This window comes from Nonomuraea sp. NPDC049486, assembly GCF_040676925.1.
Taxonomy (GTDB): Bacteria; Actinomycetota; Actinomycetes; order Streptosporangiales; family Streptosporangiaceae; genus Nonomuraea; species Nonomuraea ferruginea.
In genome coordinates, this window is sequence record NZ_JBFAPV010000004.1 from 401,449 (window position 1) to 416,229 (window position 14,781).

Here is a 14,781-nt window from a genome sequence, read left to right on the forward strand (position 1 = left end):
AGGCCGGCCGAGGCGGCCCCGGTCAGTGTTTCTTGTCCCTGGCCTTCCTGATGACGTCCCTGGCACGGTCCATCATCGCCATCGGGGTGCCCACGAGCAGGTTCTTGGTCGCCGACTCGGTGCCGGGATGCGGGTGGGTCGGGGCCATGGCCTCGGCGGCCTTGACGCCGGCGCCCAGCGCGCGCCGCTCGGCCTGGGAGGTGTGCTGGACGACCTTCGCGAACTCGTACCGCTCCTCGGCGCGGGCGTGCGCCTCGACGGCGGCCCGCAGCGCCAGGAGGTTGCGCATGAAGTTCGGCGCGTCCGGGCCGGCCTGGTCCATCTCCTGGAGGAGCTTCTTGGCCTCGTGCTCCTCTTCGAGGCGGTCCTGGACGACGCCCGCGCCGCCGTCGAGCTTGGTGCGGGCGTAGGGGTGGAGGATCTCCTCCTCGGCCGTCTCGTGCACGGCCAGCAGCCGCACGAGGCGGGTGAAGGACTCGCCGCGCCGCTCTGGCGGCGCCTGCTCGACTTCGTCGAACAGATTCCTGATCATGCCGTGCTGGGCGATCAGAAGTTCGATGACGTCCGTCTCTTCCATCTTCTCGGGAACTGTCTTCGTCACGGTCCATCTCCTCTCGGATTACGGCGGGTGCCTACCCGTGGTCCGGCTGGTCACGCATGCGCTTGCCGTTTCTGGAGGGACCGGCGGTGAGCTGAGGAGATTGCACCCGAAAGCCTCGGGTAGGCCCGATTCGGACGTCGCCCACCCCCCGGCGCACGCGAGTCGAGCAGCCGAAGGAGCGCGAAACACATGACCTTCAATCCCTTGCGGGAGCGGGGCATCCCGCTGGACAAGCAGATACGTAACTGGCGTGAGCTGAACGTCATGCCCATCGATCCCGATCACGCGGACCCGTACACGCGCTGCCGCGTCATCGCGATGAACGGCATCGAGACCGAGGCGATCTTCTTCAGCCACCACCTGGCGCGTCACTGCCCGGACACCGAGCTCAAGCAGCATCTCGCCCGGGTCCGTTACATCGAGGCGCAGCAGCAGAAGGTGGTGAACTGGCTGCTGCCGGGCGTCGCCTCGGTGCTGGAGACCACCATCGCCTACGAGCAGGTCGCCGTCGACCTGACCGCCTGGGTCGCCCGGATGGAGCCCGACCCGTACCTCAAGCAGGCCTACCAGTTCGGTGTCCTGGAGGACTTCGACCACCTCTACCGGTACTCCAACCTGTACGAGATGATCGAGCACCGCAAGGCCGAGAAGATCGTCGACAACCTGACCGAGATCATGCCGGGCAGGCCGACCCCCCTGCACCACCGCGACCCGATGGACAACGTCCGCGACCCGTACGACAGGTCGACCGCGGCGCCCATCTCCAAGCTGCACGCGCTCACCATCATGGCCGCCGAGCAGCAGACGATGAACTTCTACATGAACGTCGGCCCGACCTACATGGAGCCGATCGCCCGCCAGCTCTACCAGGAGATCGGGCTGATCGAGGAGGAGCACGTCACCCACTACGAGTCGCTGGTCGACCCGGGCGAGAGCTGGTGGGAGATGCTGCTCAACCACGAGTACAACGAGTGCTACCTCTACCACTCGTTCATGGAGACCGAGTCCGACCCGAAGGTGAAGAACATCTGGGAGCTCCACCTCAACATGGAGCTGGAGCACCTGCGCCTGGCCGCCGAGCTGTTCAAGACGCACGACGGCCGCGACCCGGAGCAGGTGCTGGCGCCGGAGCTGCCGGCCCCGGTCACGTTCGAGCCGAACAAGGACTACATCCGCGAGCTGCTCGCCACCCAGATCGACTACACCACGCTGGGCACCGGCTACGTCCAGGAGGCTCATGAGCGGTTCGAGAGGATGCAGGAGCAGATCATGGGCGGCGAGCCCGCGCCGTCGCAGGTGGCGATGCAGGAGAACGTGCACAAGTCCGGCGAGGAGTACCGGCTGGAGACCGAAGGTCCCCACCCGGTGCCGAGTCTCAGGCGCCGATGAGGAGACTAGCCACGCTCGGGGCCCGGCTGCGTCGCGGCCGGGTCCTGCACCCGAGGGGCCGCCTGCTGGCCGGCACGCTGGAGGTGACCGGCGCGGGCGAGCTCGGCGTGCCGGTCCTGGACGAGCGCGGACAGTACGAGGTGATCGCCCGCCTGTCGAAGGGCGGCTCGCTGCCCGGCCGCCTGCCCGACGTGCTCGGCCTGGCGGTGCGCCTGCCCGGCCCGGTCGACCTGTTGTTGTCCACCTGCGGGGCGGCGCCGTGGCTGCTGCGGCCCAGGGCCGGGTTCACCGCGGGCCCGTACTCCAGCGTGGTGCCGTACGGCAGCGACGCCGGGCCTGTCTGGCTGGTCGCCGTGCCCGAAGGAGAGGACGTGCCGGCCGATCCCGCCCTGCTGCCCGCGGCGCTCAAGCGCGGCCCGCTGCTGTTCCACCTGCTGGCCGCGCGCCGGGACACGCCCGCCCGGCCGCTGGCGACCCTCAGGGTACGGGCGACGCTGTCGGAGCGCGCGGACCTGTCCTTCGACCCGGTGCGGCACGGGCACCCGTCGCTGCGGATCGAGGGGTCGCTCGCCCGTCTGCGGCGCGGCGCCTACCAGGGCTCCCGGGAGGGACGCCACGCCGAGCTCTGAGCCCGTCAGCCCGGCTTGCGGCCGACTCCGGCGGCGATCCAGGTCTTGACGGCCTCGGCGTCGGACACCGGGGTGTGCGGCCGCCACTGCCTGACGTAGACGAAGCCGGGCTCGATCAGCTCCAGGCCGTCGAAGAAGCGCTTCGCCTCCGCCATGGTGCGGGGGCCGCCCGAGGGGCGCTTGAGCGCGTCGCGGTAGATGTCGGCGACCGCCTCGGCGATGTCGGGCCGCGTGTCGAACACCGCGTGGGTGATCGCGACGTAGCTGCCGGGCGCGAGCCGGTCGCACAGGGCGGCCACGCTCTCGTAAGCGCCGAAGTCGTCGGGGATGTACTGCAGCATGCCGAAGAGCAGCACCATCACCGGCTGGGAGAGGTCGATGAGCCGCCGCGTCACCGGATGGTCGAGGATCGCGTCAGGCTCCAGGATGACGCCCTCCGCCACCCCGGTGCGCTCGTTGGTGGCCAGGAGGGCGCGGGCGTGGTTGAGCGCGACCGGGTCGTCGGCGACGTAGACGGCCCTGGACTCGGGCGCCAGCTCCTGGGCGATCTGGTGGACGTTGCGCTCGACCGGCAGCCAGGCGCCGATCTGCAGGAACTGCCGCACGCCCGCCTCGACCAGATGGGCGACCACCCGCTGGCGGAACTCCTGGACGTGCTCGCCCATGGCCTTGGCCTCGGGGGCCAGCGCGAGCACCTTCTCCGCCAGCTCGCGGTCGATGGCGAAGTTGTCCTTGCCGCCGGCGAAGTAGTTGTTGATCCGAGCGACACTGGGCGTGCTGGCCGACACGCCGGGGCTCGGCGGCTGAGTGGCATCGCTCATGAGTGATCTCCTGTTCGCGGAGCGCTACGGACAACGGTAGCGGCTTCTCAACGGACGGAAAGGACGATCCGCCCCGAAGGAGCGCCCGCCGCCTGACGTTGCCACGCTTTTTCCGCGTAGTCGAGCGGCATGATCTCATGAACGACCGACAACGCGCCGCGCGCCGCGTGTCCGGCGATCTCGGTGATGGCGGCGGCGCGCTGGGCCGGAGTCAGCTCGTTGTTGGTGTAGCCCAGCAGCCGCAGCGACTTGCCGCGCAGCGTCGAGGAGTCGATCGGGCTGGTCTCGGAGGCGGAGCCGCCGAGGTTGACCAGGCGCCCGCCGGGGCGCAGCACCCGGGTCGCCGCCGCGGCCGGCACTCCGAAGAGCGGGTCGAGCACCAGGTCGGCGGGGCCGTCGAGGGCCGCGGCCAGCCGGGCGGCCAGCTCGCCGGCGTCGTCGCCGTCGAGCGGGACCACCGCGTCGGCCCCGGCCCGCTCGGCGCGCTCCCGCGCGGCGGCGGAACGCGCGGCGGCGACCACCCGCCGGGCGCCGGCCAGCCGGGCGAGCTGCACGGCCGCCTGCCCGACGGTCCCGCCCGCGCCCAGCACGATCACCTGCTCGCCCGGCCTGAGCTCGCCGCGCCAGCCGAGCGCCATGTAGGCGGCCACGGCCGACAGGCCCAGCGCCGCCACGGCCACCGGGTCGGCGCCGGGCGGCAGCTCCACCAGGTCGCTCTCGGGCACCGCGGCCAGCTCGGCCATGCTGCCGTCGCCCGGCGCCATCCCCGCCGTGGTGGGGAACCAGACGGTCCGGCCGCCGACGGCGCCCACCCCCTGGACGCCCGGCACGTACGGGGTCGGCGGGGTGCCGAAGTAGGACGTGCCGGTCGCGCAGAGCAGGTCGAGCGGTGTCACCGGGGCGGCGGACACCTCGACGAGCACCTCGCCGGGCCCGGGCGCGGGCGCGGGGCGCTCGGCCACCGCCGGCGGCTCTCCGCAGGTGTGGATCTGGGCGGCGCGCATGGTCAGGTCGCGATGTCCGGGTAGGGCAGGCTCATGTGGGCCAGCTTACGGGCGTACTCCTTCTGGAACCCGAGAGGCTCGTAGTCGCGCTCGAACATGGCGATGAAGAGCGTGAGCGTGAGGAACGGGTGCGCGCCCATCTCGAACAGCCGCACATAGTCGTGCGCGGCCAGCGCCTCCCGCTCGGCGTCGTCGAAGCGCAGCCAGGTCGACGCCTCGCCGCCGTGGCAGTTGAGCACGAGGTTGGCCCGCGTCGACTCCCACCACTCGACCGTGCCGCGCGGATCCTCGCGGTAGCGCTCGACCAGCTCGGGGTCGCGGTCGACGGTGAACAGGAACTTGTTCAGCAGATACTTGCTCACGACCGGCCTCCGCGCGGGTACCAGGTGAAGTACGCCTCCATGGTGTGGAACAGATCGTAGGTGTCGACGTAGTCGGCCTTCTGGCCCTCGCCCGCGACGCCCATCATCAGCATGAAGTCCATGAACCCGTGGGTGGCGTTGCCCGGCGCGTGCAGGCTGTCGAGCGTGACCTCCGCCAGGCAGCCCTCGATGTCGCCGCCCGCGATCCACTCGACGGCCTTGGCGTCGAACTCCGGGTCCGGCCCGTGCGGCCCGAACTGGCGCGGCCCGCCCAGCTCCAGCGACAGGTGGCCGGTGCCGATGACGGCGACCCGCTGGTCCGACGGCCACGACTCGACCAGCTGCCGGATCGTGCGGCCCAGGTCCACGAACCGTTTCGGCCGAGGCAGCGGCGGCGCGAAGATGTTGGTGTAGACAGGCACGATCGGCAGGTCGTTCTGCGGGCGCAGGGTGATGATCGGGCACGTGATCGAGTGGTCGATCCGCAGCTCGTTGGAGAAGGCCAGGTCGAAGCCCGCGTCGAGGCCCTCGCGCAGCACGTGGGAGGAGAGGTCCTCTTGGCCGGTGAAGAGCATCCGGGGCAGGCCGAACTCGCGCTCCTCGTTGTACCAGTTCGCGTCGTAGTAGGGCGCCTTGCCGACCAGGAACTGCGGCATGTTGTCGAGCCAGAGCTGATGGAAGTGGTCGGACCCGACCATCACCAGTACGTCGGGCCTGGCCCTGGTGAGGGTCTCGCGGAACGCCTCCACCTTGCGCACCCACTCGTCGGCGAACGGCGGCCGGTCCTCACCGGTGGCCGTGCTGGCGCGGTAGTAGAACGGATGGTGGGTGGATGCGATCACGGCGACGAGTTCAGCCATGCGTGCCTCCAGGGGGGTACGGGTCGGGGGCGACGGACCGGTTGTTGAGATCGACCGACAGGAAGATGTCGTTGGCCACCGGGTGGCGCAGCTCCTCGGCGAGCTGGCCGATCAGTCCGGCGGTCCTGGCGAGCAGGGCGAAGCCGCGCAGCAGCTCCAGCGGCAGCCCGAGGTCGGCCAGCGCCGCCCCGCAGACGCCGGCCCCGTTCAGCGGGAGCGTCTTGCCGAGCACCTCGGGGTGGACGCGGCCGATGGCGGCGAACAGCGACAGGTGGGGCCCGTAGAGCCCTTCCTCGGCGGCGATCCGCAGCAGCCGTGGGGTGCGCGGGTCGCCGTTCTTGTGCACGTGGTGGCCGAGCCCGGGGACGAACCTGCCCTCCGCGCGCCGGGCGCGCACGGTCTCCAGGGCGAGCGCGTCCCACCCGGCGTCGTCCTCCGGCGGCTCGCCGGCGGACTCCAGCACGGCGTGCAGGAACCGGCCGCAGTCCTCGGTCACGCCGAGGAACCGGGACCCGCCGCCGAGCAGCCCCGCCGCCAGCGCGCCCTGGATCGAGTCGGGCGCCGACAGGTAGGTGAGCCGGGTGACGATCGCGGTGGGCGTGAACCCGTGGTCGGCCAGCGCGGCGAGCACGGCCTCGAACACGCGCGTCTCGCCGGGTGACGGCCTGCGCTGGGCGGCCAGCCAGAACGCCAGCTCGCCGAAGCCCACCTCGCCCATCACGTCCTCGGCGAGGTCGTGGCCCAGCAGGGTGATCTTCTCGGCCGAGGACGCGCCGAGCGCGGTCGGATACTCCCGGTCAGCCACGACCGCCGCCTTCCCCGCCCGGCTCGGACAGCCAGGCGCGCAGTTCCGCGCCGTGCTCGTCCAGCTCGGGCGGCGGCAGCTCGTACGTGAGCGCGCTCTCGGAGAACCGGATCGGGTGCCGCGTCGTCGGCACCGCCCGCTCGCCCTCGCCGACCGCCACGACCGGGTCCAGCCCGAACCGCTCGGCCATCGCGAACCCGCCGTCGACGGTGTTGATCGGCCCGCTCGGCACCCCCGCCTCGACCAGCAGGTCGAACCACTCCACGGCGGTCTTGGCGCGCAGCCGGTCCACGAGGATCGGCCGCAGCTCCTCCCGGTTGGCGGTCCGCCCCGCGTTGCGGGCGAAGCGCGGGTCGTCGGCCACCTCGGGGATGCCGAGCACCTCGCACAGCTTGCGGAACTGGCCGTCGTTCCCGGTCGCCACGATCAGGTCGGTGTCGGCGGCCGGCAGCGGCTCGTACGGGAACACGCTCGGATGCGCGTTGCCCATCCGGAACGGCACCACGCCACCCGCCACGTAGGCGGAGCTCTGGTTGACCATCGCCGTCAGCGCCGACGACAGCAGATTGATCTCGACGTGCTGCCCCCGGCCGGTGGCGTCCCGATGGCGCAGCGCGGCCAGGATGCCGATGACCGCGTGGTTGCCCGCCATCACGTCGAACACCGAGATGCCGGCCCGGTACGGCGGGCCCTCCGGGTCGCCGGTGAGGCTCATCAGACCGGACATGGCCTGCACCATCAGGTCGTAACCGGGCACCTTGGCCCCGGGGCCGGAGCCGAACCCGCTGATGGACGCGTACACGATGCCCGGGTTCGCCTCCAGCACCGCGTCGAAGCCGAGGCCGTACTTGTCCAGCCCGCCCGGCTTGAAGTTCTCGATCAGCACGTCGGCCCGCCGCGCCAGCTCCCTGGCCAGCCCGGCGTCCTCCTCGTCGCGCAGGTCCAGCGCGATCGACCGCTTCCCCCGGTTGACGCCCAGGTAGTAGGTGGCCGCCTCGCCACGGGCCGGCGGTGTCCACGACCGGGTGTCGTCCCCCTTGGGCCCCTCGACCTTGACCACCTCGGCCCCGAGGTCGGCCAGGAGCATCGTGGCGTACGGGCCCGCCAGCACGCGGGAGAAGTCGGCCACCAGCACACCGGACAGTGGTCCTGCTGTCATCCGGCTCCGCCCTCCATATCCGTTACGCGGACAGATGTCCGTGACGCACATTCTCACCATCCAACAGGAGAAGCGTCAACCATTGACAGGCCGCCCGAGCGTCATCAGAGTGTCCCTTAACCAGCGGTGACCGTATGACGGACAGTCGTACGCAGAATTCGGGGTGAGGGAGTCCACCATGACAGAATTCGAGGCCGGACGCCCCGTGGTGCTGCGGGGCGGCACGGTGCTGCCGATGACCGACGGCCACGAGGTGCTCTCCGGCGCCGACGTGCTCGTCGAGGGCGACCGGATCGCCGCCGTGGGGCCGGAGCTCGCGGTGCCCGACGGCACGATCGAGATCGACGCCACCGACGGCATCGTCATGCCCGGCATGATCGACACCCACCGGCACATGTGGCAGACCGCCATGCGCGGCTACGGCGCCGACTGGACGCTGACCCAGTACTTCGTCTGGTACTACCTGGAACACGGCAGGCTGTTCCGCCCCGAGGACGTGCACGCGGGCAACACGCTCGCCGCCATCGAGGCGATCGACGCCGGCGTCACCACGGTCGTCGACTGGTCGCACGGCCTGCAGACCGTCGACCACGCCGACGCCGCCGTGGACGCGCTCCGGTCGGTGCCCGGCCGGTTCGTGCTCGCGTACGGCAACATCCAGGCGCCGCCCGCCGAGTGGACCGCCGCGCCGGAGTTCCGCGACTTCGTGAGCCGCCGCATCACCGGCGACGACATGCTCGGCTTCCAGCTCGCCTTCGACGTGGTGGGCGACCCCGCCTTCCCGGAGAAGCCCGCCTTCGAGGTGGCCCGCGACCTGGGCGTCTCCGTCACCACCCACGCGGGCGTCTGGGGCGCCACCAGTGACGAGGGCATCAGGCAGATGTACGAGCACGGGTTCATGACCCCGGGCACCGTCTACGTGCACGCCGCCACGCTGGAGCCCGACTCTTACCACCGCATCGCCGCCACCGGCGGTTCGATCTCGGTGTCCACCGAGAGCGAGCAGAGCGCCGGCCAGGGCTACCCGCCCACCTGGGCGATCCGCCTGCACGGCATCCCGGTCTCGCTGTCCATGGACACCAGCGTCTGGTGGAGCGGCGACCTGTTCTCCGCCATGCGCACCACGCTCGGCGCCGACCGCTCCCGCGCCCACCTGGAGGCGCACGCCAAGGGCGACACCGTCACGCACTGCGCGCTCCGCGCCGACCAGGTCGTCGAGTGGGCGACCAGGGGCGGCGCGCGGGCGCTCGGCCGCGACGACCTCGGCAGCCTGGAGCCCGGCAAGAAGGCCGACCTGGTGCTCATCAAGAACGACCGGTCGCCGGTGTCGTTCCCGCTGCTCAACCCGTACGGGCACGTCGCCTTCCAGGCGCAGCGCGGCGACGTGCACACGGTGGTCGTCAACGGCCGGGTGGTCAAGCACGAGCACGAGCTGGTCGGCGTCGACCTGGCCGCGGCCCGCCGCCAGGTGGAGTCGACGGTCGAGTACCTGCGCTCCACCATGGGGGAGGAAACCTGGCTGAAGGGCATGAACCCCGACATCCCGGAAACGAAGATCCTCGACAACCCGTACACGTACACCGACTACCGAAGCTCCGCCACGCGCGACCGTTAAAGTCCTACCCGTGAGACCTGCTGAGCGAGGCGTCGATGGCACGCGCTGACACCGGACCCGATTTCATCGAGGCGCTGGCCCGCGGCCTCGACGTGATCAAGGCGTTCCAGCCCGGCCGGCCCGTCATGACGCTGACCGAGGTGGCGACCGCGACCGGGCTGGCCCGGCCGACGGCCCGCCGCATCCTGCTGACGCTGAGCGAGCTCGGCTACGCGCGGGCCGAGCAGGGCGGGTTCGCGCTCACGCCGCGGGTGCTGGAGCTGGGCGTGTCGTACGTGCGCTCGATGGGGCTCTGGGAGGTCGCCAGGCCCCACCTGGAGTGGCTGGTCGCGCGGACGCACGAGTCGTCGTCGATCGCCCAGCTCGACGGGTCCGACATCGTGTACGTGGCGAGGGTGGCGGTGCCCAAGATCGTCACCCTGTCGGTGCAGATCGGCACCCGATTCCCGGCGCTGCAGACCTCGCTGGGCAAGGTGCTGCTGGCCGCGCTGCCGCCCGCCGAGGTGGAGCGGGTGCTGGCCGAGCCGAGCCGGTCGGGCATCACGCCGCGCTGGCGGCCCGGCCGCGAGGAGCGCGAGAGCGCGCTGCGCGCGGTGCGGGCCAAGGGCTGGGCGCTCACCGACGAGGAGCTGGCGCTCGGCATCAGGTCGGTGGCCGCCCCGCTGCGCGACGGCATGGGCAACGTGATCGCCGCCGTCAACGTCAACGCGCACGCCGCCGAGACCTCGGTGGAGAAGCTCACCGAGGAGCATCTCCCGCTGCTGCTCAAGACCGCCGGCGCGATCAGCGCCGACTGGTCGCAGTATGCGGCGGTGCCGCAGGTCACCGCGTCTTGACGACACCCTCCCCGACCAGCCGGTCGACCGACTCGCGGATCGCCTCGAAGGGCGAGTAGCGCGGCCGGAACCCGAGCAGCCGCGCCGCCTTCTCCATGCCGCAGTGGGGGCTGTGCGCGATGTGGTCCCAGGTGGCGTCGGCGTCCTCGGCCGAAACGGTCTCCTTCCACCGCTCCCACGGCAGGAACGACAGCCGCGCCTCCCGCCCGAACCAGCCGGCCGCCGTCTCGGCGTAGCCACGCAGCGTGACCGCGGAGTCGGCGACGCAGTGGAACGCCTCGCCGAGCGTGACCGAGCGGCCCGCGAGCGCGGCCATGAACAGCCGGGCCACGTCGTCGGCGTGGACGTGCTGGAGGGTCTCCAGGCCCAGGTTGGGCAGCGCCAGCTCGCCGCCGTCGGCGAGGATCTGGAAGGTGACCGGGTTGACGTTGCCCGCCGGCGTGACCGGCACCCAGCCGGGCCCGACGATGTGGCCCGGGTGGATCACCGTGGCGGGGAAGCCGTCGCGCTGCGCCCGGTCGAGCAGGTAGGCCTCGATCGCGGCCTTCTTGACGCCGTAGTCGCCGAAGGGCCGGCGCGGGGCGTCCTCGGTGGTGGGCACGTGGACGCTGGGGCCGTGGACCCAGACCGTGCCGCAGTGGAGGAAGTGGCGGATCCGGCCCGCCAGCGCGTCGGCCAGGTGGCGGGCGCTGGACTCCTCGAAGCAGATGAGGTCGATGACCGCGTCGGGCTCCAGCCCGGCGACGCGGTCGCCGAACGTGCCGGCCGCCTCCTCGGCCGCCCGGTCGGCGGTCACCGTGGTGACCCGCTGCCAGGCGCCGTGGGGGGTGTAGGGCCGCCGCGTGCCGCGGCTCACGGCGACCACGTCGTGACCCGCCTCGACGAGCCGGGGAACCAGGTAGGTGCCGATGTGGCCGCTGGCACCGATCACCACTACGCGCATGGCGCAAGCTTAGAACGCCGCCCGGTTTGCCGACATCCCGCGAGGGCAGCCGCGGGAACATGGCCGAAAGGAGCAGCCGCCGGGCCGACGCCGTCCGGCTGGCGCGTGCGCAAGGACTGTTCAACATGGCGTGCGGGCTCTGGCCCTCACTGTCCATGTCCAGCTACGAGAAGGTGTACGGGGCCAAGACCGACCGGTTCCTGGTCCGTACCGTCGGGAGTCTGCTCGTCGGAGTCGGGCTCAACCAGTTGCGGGCCGCCGCCCGCCCGGAGGGGCTGCCGTACGCCAAGCGCCTCGGCACCTCGGCGGCCCTGACCCAGCTGCGCCTGGACCTGATCAACGTGTTCACCGGCCGGGTCCCGCCCACGTACCTGATCGACGCCGCCGCCCAGGCGGGCTGGCTCTACGCGTGGCGGCGGACCGCCGAGCCGCCGCCGGCCCGTACCGGGACGAAGATCGCCACCCAGCTCGGTGTGGCGCTCGCGGGTGCCGCGATCGGCGGCGGCGCGGCGTGGGCCGGCGACGCGCTGGGACGGCGTGCCGCTCGGCCCGCGGGCGAGGGGGCGGTCACCGTGCCGAGTCCGGAGGTGCAGCCCGTCTGAGGTGACCCGCCCGGGGTCAGGGGACGGGGGACAAGGGGGAGAACATGAGCGAGCAACCAGGTCATGAGGTCGAGCGCGACATCAGGGAGGCGGCGGAGACCTCGCCCCGCCCGGCGGGCGCCACTCCCGGGATCGAGGACAGCATCGACGAGCACGAGCTGCGCCGGCTCACCGAGCTCAACCCGGACGACTTCGAGTGACGGCCGGCGGGCCGCCTTCACCGGCCGCCCGAGAACCGCGCTGAACCGCCGCCCCGGCGTTCGCCTCGGGAACCGCCCGACCGGTTCTTGCCACGCTGCCTGCGAGGACGGACGATCACGCGTGCCGCCAGGTGTGAAAGCCGCGTAAAACGGCATGTTCCTGGCAGATCGTAGGCGGAGACGCACGCGGGAGGGTCCATGACGACGGGAAAGAAGGCGGAGCCCGCGCCGGCGGCGACCGTCCGGGTGCTGTTCTCGCCGGGGAACGTCTGGCGGGCCGCGCTCGTCGTCGTCGGCGTCCTGGCCCTGGCGATGTTCCTGCGGTTCGTGCTGACCGACGCGGGCTCGTTCCTCTTCCTCGTCGTGATCGCCTGGTTCCTGTCGCTGGCGATGGAGCCGGCGGTGGGCAGGCTCGCGCGGCACATGCGGCGTGGCGCCGCGGCCGCGGTGGTGATGGCCGGGCTCGGCCTGTTCGCCGCGATCTTCCTGGTGCTGTTCGGGCAGCTCTTCGTGGAGCAGGTGGCGCTGCTGGTCAAGGGCCTGCCGGACGTGCTGGCCGCCGCGACGGAGTGGGTCAACCGGCAGTTCGGGACGAACTACAACGTCTCCGACATCCTGGAATCGGTCAAGCTGACGCCCCAGGAGGCCGCCGGATACGCGCAGGGGGTCCTGGCGGGCGTGCTCGGCGTGCTGGGCACCGTGGCCGGGATGGTGTTCAACATCTTCGCGCTCATGCTGCTGACCTTCTACCTGTCGGCCGACGGGCCGCGCGCCCGCCAGTGGCTGGCGCGGCGGCTGCCCGGCCGCTTCCAGCAGGTCTTCACCAGCGTGTGGGACATCTCGCTGGCCAAGACCGGCGGCTACGTGGCCGCCCGGGTGATCCTGTCACTGATCAACAGCACCGCCTCGACCATCGTGTTCCTGGCGCTCGGCATGCCGTCGTGGCTCGCGCTGGGCGTGTGGACCGGGGTGGTGGCCCAGTTCGTGCCCACCATCGGCACGTACATCGCGATCGCGCTGCCCGTCGTGGTCGGGCTGGTCTCGGACCGGCCGTGGATCGGGCTCGCGGCGCTCGCCTGGGGCATCCTCTACCAGCAGGTGGAGAACCTCACCCTGGAGCCCAGGATCAGCGCGTGGGGGGTGGACATCCATCCCGGGGTCTCGTTCTCGGCCGCGATCACCGGAGCGCTGCTGTTCGGCGTGACGGGGGCGCTGCTGGCGATCCCGACGGTGGCGATGCTCCTGGCGCTGCTGGACACCTTCGGCACCCGCCACAAGCTCGAACCACCGGTCCAGGCCCCCCAGCCCGAAGAACCGCCGAAGGAACCGCCCGCCGGCCAGAAGCAATCGGGCTGACCAGGCCGGGTACGCTTCGGCGGAGATGCTGAAGCTCGATCGGTTGGTGAACGTCCTCGGTGGATACGGGACGCGCCTGGTGTGCGCGCCCGCCTCCCGGGACGTGCCGCTGCGCAGCGTGGTGGTCCACGACCCGGCCGATCCGCGACCGGCGACCGGCGACGTCTTCCTGGCCGTCGGGGTCGGGTCCGCGCCGGAGGCGGTGCGGCTGGGCGCCGCCGCGCGGGCCGCCGCGGTGCTGGTGCGCGACAGCGACAGCGACAGCGGCAGCGACGGCGGCGACGGCGACGACGCGGCGGCCGAGGGCCGGGCCGCGGGGGTCGCGGTGCTGCTGGTCGACCCGGCCGTGTCCTGGAGCCAGTTGCTCGGGATCGTGTACGGGCTGGTGCTCGAAGGGCGTGAGACCGAGGCGGGCCGGGGCCCGACCGACCTGTTCGCGTTCGCCGACACGCTGGCCGGAGAGCTGGGCTACCCGGTCACCGTCGAGGACCAGATGTCGCGGGTGCTCGCCTACTCCGGCTCGCAGCAGACCGCCGACCCGGTGCGGCTGGAGACGATCCTCGGCCGGCGGGTGCCCGAGGAGATGCGCGGGCTGCTGGAAGGCAAGGGCGTCTTCTCCCACCTGGCCGCCTCCGACGAGCCGCTGTTCGTGGAGCCGTCGCCCGAACACGGGCTGCGCGGCCGCATGGTGGTGGCGGTGCGGGCCGGGCGCGAGCTGCTCGGGTCCATCTGGGTCGAGTGCCAGCGTCCCCTCGCCGGGCGGCAGCGCGACCGGCTGGCCGACGGGGCCAGGGCCGTGGCGCTCCACCTGCTGCGCTCCCGGGTGAGCGCCGACCTCGAACGCCAGGTGGAGTCCGACCTGGTGATCCAGCTCGTGGAGGGCACCACCGACGCCCCGGCGCTGATCAGCAGGCTCGGGCTGCCCGGCGGCCAGTTCCGGGTGATCGCGCTGCAGGCGCACGTCGGCGCGGAGCGGCACGCGGCGGTGCTCACCGCGTTCGAGCGGGCGACCACCGGGTTCGGCTGGTCGCGGCCGGGCCGCAGCGCGCTGTTCGGCAACACGCTCTACACGGTGCTGCCGTGCGGGAACGACGCCGCCCCGGCCCGCGACTGGGTGCGCGCCATCGTGTCCGTGCTGCCGCGCGGCGTCATCGTGCCCGCCGGGGTGGGCGGGCCGGCCGAGCCGGCGCAGCTGCCCGCGAGCAGGCAGGAGGCCGACGAGAGCCTGGCCCTGCGCGCGGCCGTGCCCGCGGGGCCCGTCGTGTACGACGAGTCGTGGGACGAGATCCTGCTCCAGCGGCTGCGCGCCGCCGCCTCCTCCGGCCGCACCCCGGCCCGCGGTCCCGTCGCCGACCTGACCCGCCACGACACCGAACACGGCACCCGCTACGTCGAGACCCTGCGGGCCTGGCTGGAGGCGCAGGGCGACCTCGCGGCCGTGGCCACCCGGCTCGGCGTGCACCCGAACACGGTGCGCTACCGGCTGCGGAAGATGGCCGCCGTCACCAGCCTGGAGCTCGACCGGCCGGAGAAGCGCCTGGCCATGATCATCGGGCTCGCGCTCCACCAGGGCTGAGCCTTTGTCGCCGATGGACAAAG

Annotated in this window: 16 protein-coding genes; 8 read left to right on the forward strand and 8 right to left on the reverse strand. The window is 72.1% G+C overall.

The genetic code is table 11. The annotated features are described in order from the left end of the window. Positions 1-22: 22 nt before the first annotated feature. On the reverse strand, positions 23-601 hold the full coding sequence (locus AB0K05_RS14290; RefSeq protein WP_261808946.1) for a hemerythrin domain-containing protein: 579 nt from the start codon (positions 599-601) through the stop codon (positions 23-25). Positions 602-790: 189 nt separating this feature from the next. Here AB0K05_RS14290 and AB0K05_RS14295 point away from each other — a divergent pair, with 189 nt between their 5' ends. Together AB0K05_RS14295 and AB0K05_RS14300 are read left to right on the forward strand one after the other, a co-directional pair. Then, a complete protein-coding gene (locus tag AB0K05_RS14295) occupies positions 791-1,990 on the forward strand; it encodes a hypothetical protein (protein ID WP_364229354.1) in 1,200 nt (399 codons plus the stop codon). Beyond that, the gene (locus tag AB0K05_RS14300; protein ID WP_364229356.1) at positions 1,987-2,619 is read left to right on the forward strand and encodes a hypothetical protein; all 633 of its coding nucleotides are present in this window, start codon (positions 1,987-1,989) and stop codon (positions 2,617-2,619) included. The genes AB0K05_RS14295 and AB0K05_RS14300 overlap by 4 nt, the downstream gene beginning before the upstream one ends. A 5-nt stretch (positions 2,620-2,624) precedes the next feature. Here AB0K05_RS14300 and AB0K05_RS14305 read toward each other — a convergent pair whose 3' ends face one another. From AB0K05_RS14305 to AB0K05_RS14330, 6 genes are read right to left on the reverse strand one after another with little or no spacing between them, the layout of a single operon-like run. After that, positions 2,625-3,440 carry an SAM-dependent methyltransferase gene (locus AB0K05_RS14305; protein WP_271277823.1) on the reverse strand — a complete coding sequence of 272 codons (816 nt, stop codon included), beginning with the start codon at positions 3,438-3,440 and terminating at the stop codon, positions 2,625-2,627. Between the two features lie 47 nt (positions 3,441-3,487). Further along, complete coding sequence (locus AB0K05_RS14310) at positions 3,488-4,444, reverse strand: zinc-binding alcohol dehydrogenase family protein (RefSeq protein ID WP_364229358.1); 957 nt, start codon at positions 4,442-4,444, stop codon at positions 3,488-3,490. Between the two features lie 2 nt (positions 4,445-4,446). Continuing rightward, entirely contained in the window at positions 4,447-4,806 is a 360-nt protein-coding gene (locus AB0K05_RS14315) for a hypothetical protein (RefSeq protein WP_148035462.1), read from the reverse strand. Continuing rightward, positions 4,803-5,666, reverse strand: coding sequence for an extradiol ring-cleavage dioxygenase (locus tag AB0K05_RS14320; RefSeq protein WP_271276790.1), 864 nt, complete (start codon positions 5,664-5,666; stop codon positions 4,803-4,805). Before AB0K05_RS14320 ends, AB0K05_RS14315 begins: the two co-directional genes overlap by 4 nt. Then, positions 5,659-6,471, reverse strand: a complete 813-nt coding sequence (locus tag AB0K05_RS14325; protein ID WP_364229361.1) for a citryl-CoA lyase — start codon at positions 6,469-6,471, stop codon at positions 5,659-5,661. Before AB0K05_RS14325 ends, AB0K05_RS14320 begins: the two co-directional genes overlap by 8 nt. Further along, on the reverse strand, positions 6,464-7,630 hold the full coding sequence (locus AB0K05_RS14330; protein ID WP_364229363.1) for a CoA transferase: 1,167 nt from the start codon (positions 7,628-7,630) through the stop codon (positions 6,464-6,466). Before AB0K05_RS14330 ends, AB0K05_RS14325 begins: the two co-directional genes overlap by 8 nt. 178 nt (positions 7,631-7,808) lie before the next feature. On the opposite strand from AB0K05_RS14330, the gene AB0K05_RS14335 reads away from it, so the two are divergent. Then, positions 7,809-9,245, forward strand: a complete 1,437-nt coding sequence (locus tag AB0K05_RS14335) for an amidohydrolase family protein (RefSeq protein WP_364229365.1) — start codon at positions 7,809-7,811, stop codon at positions 9,243-9,245. A gap of 35 nt (positions 9,246-9,280) precedes the next feature. Further along, positions 9,281-10,081: an IclR family transcriptional regulator C-terminal domain-containing protein gene (locus AB0K05_RS14340; protein WP_219542879.1), complete on the forward strand. Its 801-nt coding sequence runs from the start codon at positions 9,281-9,283 to the stop codon at positions 10,079-10,081. Here AB0K05_RS14340 and AB0K05_RS14345 read toward each other — a convergent pair. After that, positions 10,068-11,024 (reverse strand): NAD-dependent epimerase/dehydratase family protein, encoded by a 957-nt coding sequence (locus tag AB0K05_RS14345; RefSeq protein ID WP_148035456.1) that lies wholly within the window; start codon positions 11,022-11,024, stop codon positions 10,068-10,070. The genes AB0K05_RS14340 and AB0K05_RS14345 overlap by 14 nt on opposite strands. Positions 11,025-11,083: 59 nt before the next feature. Between AB0K05_RS14345 and AB0K05_RS14350 the strand changes: the two genes are divergently transcribed. From AB0K05_RS14350 to AB0K05_RS14365, 4 genes are all read left to right on the forward strand, one after another. Beyond that, the gene (locus tag AB0K05_RS14350; RefSeq protein ID WP_271276794.1) at positions 11,084-11,626 is read left to right on the forward strand and encodes a hypothetical protein; all 543 of its coding nucleotides are present in this window, start codon (positions 11,084-11,086) and stop codon (positions 11,624-11,626) included. Positions 11,627-11,670: 44 nt separating this feature from the next. Beyond that, the gene (locus AB0K05_RS14355) at positions 11,671-11,826 is read left to right on the forward strand and encodes a hypothetical protein (RefSeq protein ID WP_271276795.1); all 156 of its coding nucleotides are present in this window, start codon (positions 11,671-11,673) and stop codon (positions 11,824-11,826) included. A 198-nt stretch (positions 11,827-12,024) separates the two neighbouring features. Continuing rightward, positions 12,025-13,182 carry an AI-2E family transporter gene (locus AB0K05_RS14360; protein WP_364229369.1) on the forward strand — a complete coding sequence of 386 codons (1,158 nt, stop codon included), beginning with the start codon at positions 12,025-12,027 and terminating at the stop codon, positions 13,180-13,182. Between the two features lie 25 nt (positions 13,183-13,207). Beyond that, positions 13,208-14,758 (forward strand): helix-turn-helix domain-containing protein, encoded by a 1,551-nt coding sequence (locus tag AB0K05_RS14365; RefSeq protein ID WP_271276796.1) that lies wholly within the window; start codon positions 13,208-13,210, stop codon positions 14,756-14,758. Positions 14,759-14,781: the final 23 nt, after the last annotated feature.

Coding starts and splice junctions, on each gene's coding strand:
- AB0K05_RS14295 (WP_364229354.1), top strand. CDS start 791: ATGACCTTCAATCCCTTGCGGGAGCGGGGCATCCCGCTGGACAAGCAG.
- AB0K05_RS14300 (WP_364229356.1), top strand. CDS start 1,987: ATGAGGAGACTAGCCACGCTCGGGGCCCGGCTGCGTCGCGGCCGGGTC.
- AB0K05_RS14305 (WP_271277823.1), bottom strand. CDS start 3,440: ATGAGCGATGCCACTCAGCCGCCGAGCCCCGGCGTGTCGGCCAGCACG.
- AB0K05_RS14310 (WP_364229358.1), bottom strand. CDS start 4,444: ATGCGCGCCGCCCAGATCCACACCTGCGGAGAGCCGCCGGCGGTGGCC.
- AB0K05_RS14320 (WP_271276790.1), bottom strand. CDS start 5,666: ATGGCTGAACTCGTCGCCGTGATCGCATCCACCCACCATCCGTTCTAC.
- AB0K05_RS14330 (WP_364229363.1), bottom strand. CDS start 7,630: ATGACAGCAGGACCACTGTCCGGTGTGCTGGTGGCCGACTTCTCCCGC.
- AB0K05_RS14335 (WP_364229365.1), top strand. CDS start 7,809: ATGACAGAATTCGAGGCCGGACGCCCCGTGGTGCTGCGGGGCGGCACG.
- AB0K05_RS14340 (WP_219542879.1), top strand. CDS start 9,281: ATGGCACGCGCTGACACCGGACCCGATTTCATCGAGGCGCTGGCCCGC.
- AB0K05_RS14345 (WP_148035456.1), bottom strand. CDS start 11,024: ATGCGCGTAGTGGTGATCGGTGCCAGCGGCCACATCGGCACCTACCTG.
- AB0K05_RS14350 (WP_271276794.1), top strand. CDS start 11,084: ATGGCCGAAAGGAGCAGCCGCCGGGCCGACGCCGTCCGGCTGGCGCGT.
- AB0K05_RS14355 (WP_271276795.1), top strand. CDS start 11,671: ATGAGCGAGCAACCAGGTCATGAGGTCGAGCGCGACATCAGGGAGGCG.
- AB0K05_RS14360 (WP_364229369.1), top strand. CDS start 12,025: ATGACGACGGGAAAGAAGGCGGAGCCCGCGCCGGCGGCGACCGTCCGG.
- AB0K05_RS14365 (WP_271276796.1), top strand. CDS start 13,208: ATGCTGAAGCTCGATCGGTTGGTGAACGTCCTCGGTGGATACGGGACG.